Source organism: Brachymonas sp. J145, assembly GCF_036312245.1.
GTDB classification, from domain to species: domain Bacteria; phylum Pseudomonadota; class Gammaproteobacteria; order Burkholderiales; family Burkholderiaceae_C; genus Brachymonas; species Brachymonas wangyanguii.
This window is the reverse complement of sequence record NZ_JAZDCI010000016.1, coordinates 22,832-31,103: the sequence shown is the minus strand read 5'-3', so window position 1 is coordinate 31,103 and position 8,272 is coordinate 22,832. Positions and strand designations below refer to the sequence as shown.

Below are 8,272 nucleotides of genomic sequence, written 5' to 3'. Positions count from 1 at the left end.
GGGCCATGGGAGAACGCATGACCGCAGACCTTGTTCTCGAGGCCTTGAACATGGCCCTTGAGCAGCGCAAACCCAAGAGCGTCATCCACCACTCGGACCAAGGCAGCCAGTACACCAGCCTGGCCTTTGGCGAGCGCTGCCGGCAGATGCAGGTGCGACCTTCGATGGGGACCGTGGGCGATGCGTACGACAACGCAATGGCCGAGAGCTTCTTTGCCAGCCTAGAGGGCGAACTCATCGAGCGCAGCACCTTCCAGAGCAAGGCGCAGGCCCGCATGGCGGTCTTCACCTGGATTGAAGGCTGGTACAACCCCCGGCGCCGCCACAGTGGCCTGGGCTACCTCGCACCCCTGAACTTTGAAAGGAGCAACGAAGCCCTGTTTGATGTTGTCGAGGATGCCCATGTGCATGCCGAGACAACACCCGAAACGGTTTGAGTATCAAACCAGTACCCGTCCACCGAAGTGGGTCAACTCCAACTCCAACTCCAGTGGCAAGCTTGCCGCTTTTGACGCTCAGGAGGTTTGGGCCAGTGCCACTTCCTGAGTGGTGCCTGGATAGCTACTCCGCAGCAGGCTCGGTCAATGGCAATATGTCGGGCAAGGCTCCGCAGCATCACCCCCGCATCCGCCGCCCCCAATCCTCCACCTCAGCCACCTCCAGCCGCCGCGCAAACAGCTTGCGCCAGCTCTCCGGCAAGGGCAGCTGCAGCAGTGGCTCCAGCACCTTGGGCTGTGTTTCCCGGTCGCGGATCAGCGCCAGCAGTCGCGCCACGGAATAGTCCGGCCAGTTGCGCTCCAGCAGATACACGCTATCGCCCGCCTGCAGCGACCCTTCCTGCAGCACGCGCAGATACCAGCCGGCGCGCAGGCTGTCCTGGACCTGCATTGCCATATCCGGTATGCCAAAACGCAGGTTCAGCTTGAAGCAGGGCTGGCGGCCCTGGCTCACGGCAAAGCTGGCGCTGCCGATCTGCAGGATATCGCCGATGCAGACATCGTCTTCGGTCATGCCGTCCAGGCTGAGATTCTCGCCAAAGGCACCGGGCTGCCCAAACAGCGGTTGTTGCGGATAGCGCTCCCGCCACCAGGCGTAATGGCTCCAGGCGTAGCAGTGCACCGCCTTGTCGATGCCGCCGTGCACCCGGCGATCCGCCTGTTCGTCGCCAGTCAGGCCGAGGAGGCGCACCTGCTGCGGGCCGTAACGCGGCTGCTTGTCGATGGCGCTGGGAACCTGGCGGTCACCCAGCGGACGGATGGTGCCGGTCAGCACGGCGCGGACCTGGCCCAGGAGAGTGTGCTTGGACATGGGAGTAGGGGCAGCTAGTGGTCCCCTATGATAGGCATCCCCTTCCCGAGATGGGCATTTTTTGCGCTTGTCACGCCGCGTCTAAGGGTTTACAAGAAAATATATCGATACATGATTGTATATAATGGAAAATAATATATTTATATCTTGTGTTCATAAGTTGCCCCAACTGTCGCCATCTTCCATCAAAGTGGCGGGTAGATGGTGAAAAGAGTGGACACCTCCTTGAAGGGACCTCCATGCCGTTACACGATTCCAAGAAGTCGCCACCCAACAGCGACGCTGCTTCCGAGCTGCAGCTCAGTCGCCGTCGTGCGCTGATGCTGGGCGCTGCTGCCGCCACGGCGGCTGGCCTGGCACCTGCCGTGGCGCAGGCGCAAGGCAAGATCAAGACGCAGGCGCGCATCGTCATTGCCGGCGGTGGTGCTGCCGGGCTGACCGCCGCATCGCGCCTGTCCGCCGCGCTGGAGGGCGCCAGGATCATCATGATCGATGCACGCAAGGAACACTATTACCAACCCGGCTTCACGCTGGTCGGTGCCGGCATCAAGCCGCGCGACTATGTGGTCAGCACCACGGGCGAATACGTGCCGTCAGGCGTGGAATGGATCCAGGCCAGCGTGGCCGAGATCGATCCCGATGGCAACAAGGTCGTGACCGATGCCGGCCAGGCGATTCCCTACGACTACCTGATCGTGGCCACCGGCATGCGCCTGAACTACCAGGAGATCGAGGGCATGGATACGGCCCTGATCGGCAAGGAAGGCATTGGCAGCATCTACAACGGCCCCGATGGTGCGGCTGCCACCTGGAAGGCACTGTCCGAGTTCACCGACAAGGGCGGCCGTGGCGTGTTCTTGCGACCGGCCACCGAGATGAAGTGCGCCGGCGCGCCGCTCAAGTACACCTTCCTGAGTGAAGACCACCTGACGCGCAAGGGCACGCGCAGCAAGTCCGAGGTCGTCTACAACTCCAACAACAAGAGCCTGTTCAGTGTGCCGATCGTGTCCGAGAAGGTGCGCATGCTGTTCAGGGAGCGGGGCATCAAGGTCAACTACGAGCGCGTGCTCAAGCGCATTGATCCGGGTCGCCGCATCGCCACCTTCAACACGCCGGATGGCGGTACGGTGGAAGAAAACTACGACTTCCTGCACGTGATCCCGCCGATGCGCGCGCCCGATGCCGTCCGCAACAGCCCGCTGTCCTGGAAGGAAGGACCGTGGGTGTCCGAGGGCTGGATGGAAGTGGAGCGGGGCACGCTGCGTCACGTGCGCTATCGCAATGTGTTTGGCGTGGGCGACATTGCCGGTGTGCCCAAGGGCAAGACCGCAGCCAGCGTCAAGTGGCAGGTGCCGGTGGCGGTTGACCATCTGGTCGCCGAGATAGCCGGCAAGGAATCGGACTCGCTCTACAGCGGTTACACCTCCTGCCCGCTGATCACGCGCCTGGGCCAGGCGATGCTGGTCGAGTTCGACTACGAGAACAATCTGGTGCCCTCCTTCCCTGGCGTGATCGCTCCGCTGGAAGAACTGTGGATCAGCTGGGTCATGAAAACCATGGCGCTCAAGCCTACCTATATCAGCATGCTGCGCGGACGCGCTTAAGCCAAGGAGTTACATACCATGAAAGATCTTGACCCCCTGATCCTGCTGGCGGTGTTCCAGGAAATGATGGGTCCGCTGCTGTGGATCCTGCTTGCCATCATCATTGGCGGCACGATCGCCTTCTTTGCCCTGCTCATGAAAGAGGGCGGCATTGCCGCCGGGCGCATGGTGAGCTCACAGGCGGCCGGCATTCTGGGCGGCATCCTGGCACTGGTGCTGATGGTGATGGTGTCGTCATCGGGCTTTACCGATGCCGGTGGCCCGGCCGACTGGTTCCTGATTGCGCTGGTGTTCGGTCTGGGTTTTATCGGCGCCGCCATCCTGGTCTACACCGCGGTCGGCTGGTCCAAGCCACGCGTCAAGGCCTGATCGCAGCCGCTACCAGCCACCAACAAGAATGGCCATCTGCTTGCGCGGATGGCCATTTTTTTCATCGCTCAGAAGCGGGCTTAGCGCCAGCCGAGTCCGATCAGCTCCCAGGCGTGCTGGGCCGCGACCCATTCCTCATTCGTTGCTTCGATGGCAATGGTGAAGGCGCTGTCCGGGGCCGAGATGATGGCGGCGTTCTGCTGGTTGGCGTCGGCGTCCAGACGCGCGCCCAGCCAGCCCAGTTCGGCGCAGACACGCTCGCGGATCACCGCGTTGTTCTCGCCCACGCCGGCGGTAAACACCAGCATGTCGATGCCCTGCATGGCAGTGGCCATCGCTGCAATCTCCTTGGCCATGCGGCGCACGTAGAGCTGCAGCGCGATGCGCACCTGCGGGTTGCTGTCTTCCAGCGGCAGCAGCACCTGGGTGTCGTCGGACACGCCAGAAATGCCGCGCAGGCCGGACTCGTGGTACAGCATGTGGCCGACCTGTTCCAGCGACAGCTTCTCGATCTCCATCAGGTAGATCACCGCACCGGGATCCAGCGCGCCGCAGCGCGAACCCATCATCAGGCCATCCAGCGCCGAGAAACCCAGCGTGGTGGCCACGCTCTGCAGGTTCTGCATTGCGCACAGGCTGGCACCGCTGCCGATATGCGCCACGACCACGTTCTTGCGTGCCAGATCGCCATGGCGTTCGGGCAGGGCGCGGCTCATGTAGTCATAGGACAGGCCGTGGAAGCCGTAACGGCACAGGCCGCGTTCCCAGGCTGCCCAGTTGAGCGGCAGCATCTTCTCGACCATTGGCAGCGTGTGGTGGAAGCCGGTATCGAAGCAGGCCACCTGCGGCATGCGCGGGTACAGCTCGAGCAGGGCGGTGATCGCTTCCAGCGCAAACGGCTGGTGCAGCGGCGCCAGCGGGATGTAGCTGTGCAGGTCGGCGACGATCTCCGGCGTCAGCACGGTGGGCTCGAAGTACTTGCTGCCGCCATGCACCACGCGGTGCACCACGGCAGAAATGCGGCGATCACCCTGCTTCAGCAGCACCTGCTGGTGGATGTACTCCAGCGCGTCGTTGTAGGGCTTGTCGGCGCTCAGCGGCAGTGGCATGCGGGCGCAGTCGCTGGCATCAAAAGTGGCCTTGCCACTGGTGATGCCGTTGACCTTGCCGCCCCAGATCTTCTGGCGCGGCACGCCTTCGGCGGTGCTGTCGTAGAGCGCGAACTTGATGCTGGAGGAACCGCAGTTGAGGACCAGGACCAGATGATTCATGCCGGGCATCTCAGGGAGGCGTCAGGCGGTACTGGTGCGCCAGCAGCACGGCCAGGGCAGCGGAGGAGATGCGGGCATCTTCGCTGTCGGCACGGCTGGTCAGCACGACCGGCAGCTTGGCACCGACGACGATGCCGGCCATGTGGGCGCCCGCCAGGTATTCCAGTTGCTTGGCCAGCATGTTGCCGCTTTCCAGATCCGGCACCACCAGGATGTCGGCTTCACCGGCGACCGGCGAGCTGATGCCCTTGATGCGCGCAGCTTCGGCAGACACGGCGTTGTCGAAGGCCAGCGGGCCGTCCAGTACGCCACCGGTGATCTGGCCGCGATCGGCCATCTTGCACAGGGCGGCGGCATGCAGCGTGGCTTCCATCTCGGCGTTGACGGTTTCTACCGCGGCCAGCAAGGCGACCTTGGGCTGCTCCACGCCAATCACGTGCGCCAGGTTGATCGCGTTCTGCACGATGTCGGCCTTGACCGCCAGCGACGGCTGGATGTTCACGGCGGCATCGGTGATGATGAACGGACGCGGGTAGGCCGGTGCCTGCAGCAGGAAGCAGTGGCTGATGCGGCGCTTGGTGCGCAGGCCATGCTCACGATCCACGATGGCGGACATCAGTTCGTCGGTGTGCAGGCTGCCCTTCATCAGTGCCTCGACCAGGCCGGCGCGAGCCAGCTGGGTGGCGGTGACGGCAGCGGCGTGGCTATGCGGCACGTCCTCGATCTTCACGCCTTCCAGGCTCAGGCCGGCTTCGGCGGCTACGGCTTCCAGCTTGGCGCGCGGGGCAATCAGCAGCGGCTCGATCAGGCCCAGGTCGCGTGCCTTGAGTGCGGCTTCCAGGCTGATCGGGTCGCACGGGTGTACCACACCCATCTTGATGCGGCCACGCTGCTGTGCTTCGGCCAGCAGGCGCTCGGGGCCGTTCTGGCGCTTGAACATCTTCACGTCGGGTAGCGGGTGCGGCAGCATCTCGGCCGATTCGGCCGGCGGCATCACCGAGGCTTCGCCGGCGATCACGGTCTTGCCTTTCTGGTTGGTACAGACCGATTCCAGCGTGATCCACTTCTTCTCTTCGTTGCGCGCGCTGACGGTCAGCTTGACGGTGATGGTGTCACCGATGCGCACCGGCGCGGTAAAGCGCAGCGACTGGCTCAGGTAGATGGTGCCGGAGCCGGGAAAGCGCGTGCCGAGCAGGGCGGAAATCAGCGAGCCGCCGTACATGCCGTGCGCGATCACGCTCTTGAACAGGCTGCGCGAGGCGAACTCGTCGTCCAGGTGCTGCGGGTTGTAGTCGCCGGAGGCCACGGCAAACAGTTCCACGTCCTGGCGCGTCACGGTGTGCGTCAGCGTGGCGCTGTCGCCGATCTGCAGTTCCTCGAAGGTGTAGTTGCGCACCTTGCCTTGCGGGTTGGCTTCGGCGACCAGCTGGATTGGGGCGCGGGCGTTGTCCGGCACGTTGCTGTCGGGGGTGGTGGTGTTCAGGGTATCGGTCATATGTATATCTCAGCGTTCCATGACGTAAAGGCCGGGAGCATCTTCCAGCGCGGGGTAATCCTTGGAGCCCATGGCGGGCGTGGCCTGCTGGGCACCGGAGTTCTTGTCCAGCCAGGCGTGCCAGTTTTCCCACCAGGAGCCCTGGTGCAATTCGGCATCCTGCACCCAGCTGTCGGCCGTCTTGTAGCCGCCATAGGCCGGGCGCGTGCCAATGCGGTAGTGGCGGCGCGGGCGGCCCGGCTCGCTCACAATGCCGGCGTTGTGGCCGCCCTTGGTCAGCACGAAGGTGACTTCGGTATCGGTCAGCAGGTGGATCTTGTAGACCGACTTCCAGGGTGCCACGTGGTCGGACTCGGTGCCGACGGCGTAGACCGGGATCTTCAGGTCGTTCAGCACCACCGGATGGCCACCTACCAGGTAGCGGCCGCGGGCCAGGTCGTTGTGCAGGAACATCTGGCTCAGGTACTCGGTGTGCATGCGCGCCGGCATGCGGGTGGAGTCGGCGTTCCAGGCCATCAGGTCCATGCCGCGCGAGCGCTCGCCCAGCAGGTATTCCTGCACCATGCGCTGCCACAGCAGGTCGTAGGAGCGCAGCCAGGTGAAGGCGCCAGCCATCTGGCTGGAGTCCAGGAAGCCGCGCTCGGCCATCTGCGCCTGCAGCAGGTTGAGCTGGCTTTCGTCAATGAACAGTGCCAGTTCGCCCGGCTCGGAGAAATCGGTCTGGGCCGCGAACAGCGTCATCGAGGCCAGGCGCTCGTCCTTGTCACGTGCCATGGTGGCGGCACCGATGGACAGCAGGGTACCGCCCAGGCAGTAGCCGGTGGCGTGCACCTTCTGGTCCGGCACGATGGAGCTGATGGCGTCCATGGCGGCGAAGAAGCCTTCGTTCAGGTAGTCTTCCATGCCCATGTTGTGCTCGGTCTTGCCCGGGTTCTTCCAGGAGATGGCAAACACGGTGTGGCCCTGGTCCACCAGGTAGCGGATCATGGAGTTCTCGGGCGACAGGTCCAGGATGTAGTACTTCATGATCCAGGCCGGCACGATCAGGATCGGCTCCGGGCGCACTTCCTTGGTCGTCGGGCTGTACTGGATCAGCTCCATCAGTTCGGTGCGCAGGACGACCTTGCCTTGCGTCGTGGCAACGTCCTTGCCGACCACGAATTCGTCGCTGATCGGCGGCTGTTCATGGCGCATCTTGCGCTGCATGTCTTCCAGCGCGTACTGCATGCCACGCACCAGGTTGGCACCGTTTTCCTCGACGGTGCGCTTGAGCACCACCGGGTTGGTCAGGGCATAGTTGGACGGAGCCATCATGCCCAGCCACTGGCGCGCCGTGAACGAGACCCAGTCAGCGTGGTGCGGATCGACGCCGCGCACGCCGGTGGTGGCATCGGTCCACCAGTTTTCCTGCATCAGGAAGGATTGCTGCATCACGTTGAACGGCCACTGCTGCCAGGCCGGATCGGCAAAGCGGCGATCAGTAATCGGGGTCGGCAGGGCCTCGGGCGGCGTGATGGCCGACAGGCGCGTGCCCTGGGCGGCCTGCTGCACGCCGTTCTGCACCTGGTTGACCACGCTGCCGGCGGCCAGTTGCTGCAGTTGCTGCAGGTTGTCCATGGCCTTCTGCCACAGCAGCAACTGCTTGCCGGGCGAGGCAGACAGGTGCGCCGCCCAATCCATCAGCGACATCGCGTTCAGCGTCGGCGACTGGCCGCCGGTCAGCTGGGCGATGGCGGCGAAGGTCTTTTGGTCCAGCTCGTTGGCCGATTCTTCGGTAATGCCCAGCGGGCCGGTCAGGGGAGTGGAGGGGGTATGGGGATCACGCATGGGATATGTCAAAAGTATGAAATTTTGATGTCAGTTGCCATATCTGATCCTAACAGTTGCAGATTACAGAAATATGGAAAATGCCAATAAAAATGTTGCGTCGCGGCAAAAATCAACACAATGTCGTGGAAAAAGGCGCTAGCGTTAAAATCTCGCGATGGCTGTTTCCGATCCCACCCCCTCCATCACCTGGCGCAAGCCGGATGGCAGCGTCGTGTCCTGCTTTGAAAAGGTCAAGGTGCTGAACGAAAACTATGGCGAATTGCGCGATCTGCTGCAGGATGCCATGGACGATGCGCTGCTGCTCGGTTGCAGTGAGGCGCAGGTGCGCGATGCCTTCCAGCAACTGCTGGACCAGCTGCAACCGGGCGTGGCGGAGAATCCCGACGCCATCTGAG

General features: G+C 63.4%; 8 protein-coding genes. 4 read left to right on the top strand and 4 right to left on the bottom strand.

From position 1 onward, the window contains the following. Positions 1 to 437: integrase core domain-containing protein (locus V1261_RS11440; RefSeq protein ID WP_329771692.1), on the top strand; the 437-nt coding region annotated here is incomplete at its 5' end. Between the two features lie 178 nt (positions 438 to 615). Here the strand turns inward: V1261_RS11440 and V1261_RS11435 are convergent. Continuing rightward, complete coding sequence (locus V1261_RS11435) at positions 616 to 1,308, bottom strand: MOSC domain-containing protein (RefSeq protein ID WP_329771923.1); 693 nt, start codon at positions 1,306 to 1,308, stop codon at positions 616 to 618. 239 nt (positions 1,309 to 1,547) lie between these two features. Here V1261_RS11435 and V1261_RS11430 point away from each other — a divergent pair, with 239 nt between their 5' ends. Then, on the top strand, positions 1,548 to 2,912 hold the full coding sequence (locus tag V1261_RS11430) for an NAD(P)/FAD-dependent oxidoreductase (RefSeq protein ID WP_329771922.1): 1,365 nt from the start codon (positions 1,548 to 1,550) through the stop codon (positions 2,910 to 2,912). Positions 2,913 to 2,930: 18 nt separating this feature from the next. Further along, positions 2,931 to 3,281 (top strand): DUF5368 domain-containing protein, encoded by a 351-nt coding sequence (locus tag V1261_RS11425; RefSeq protein ID WP_329771921.1) that lies wholly within the window; start codon positions 2,931 to 2,933, stop codon positions 3,279 to 3,281. 80 nt (positions 3,282 to 3,361) lie between these two features. Here the strand turns inward: V1261_RS11425 and V1261_RS11420 are convergent, their stop codons facing one another. From V1261_RS11420 to V1261_RS11410, 3 genes are read right to left on the bottom strand one after another with little or no spacing between them, the layout of a single operon-like run. Beyond that, positions 3,362 to 4,552, bottom strand: a complete 1,191-nt coding sequence (locus tag V1261_RS11420) for an acetate/propionate family kinase (protein ID WP_329771919.1) — start codon at positions 4,550 to 4,552, stop codon at positions 3,362 to 3,364. A 10-nt stretch (positions 4,553 to 4,562) separates the two neighbouring features. Continuing rightward, entirely contained in the window at positions 4,563 to 6,047 is a 1,485-nt protein-coding gene (locus V1261_RS11415) for a bifunctional enoyl-CoA hydratase/phosphate acetyltransferase (RefSeq protein WP_329771918.1), read from the bottom strand. A gap of 9 nt (positions 6,048 to 6,056) precedes the next feature. Continuing rightward, entirely contained in the window at positions 6,057 to 7,874 is a 1,818-nt protein-coding gene (locus V1261_RS11410; protein ID WP_329771917.1) for a PHA/PHB synthase family protein, read from the bottom strand. A gap of 157 nt (positions 7,875 to 8,031) precedes the next feature. On the opposite strand from V1261_RS11410, the gene V1261_RS11405 reads away from it, so the two are divergent. Next, complete coding sequence (locus tag V1261_RS11405) at positions 8,032 to 8,271, top strand: hypothetical protein (protein WP_329771916.1); 240 nt, start codon at positions 8,032 to 8,034, stop codon at positions 8,269 to 8,271. Position 8,272 lies beyond the last annotated feature (1 nt).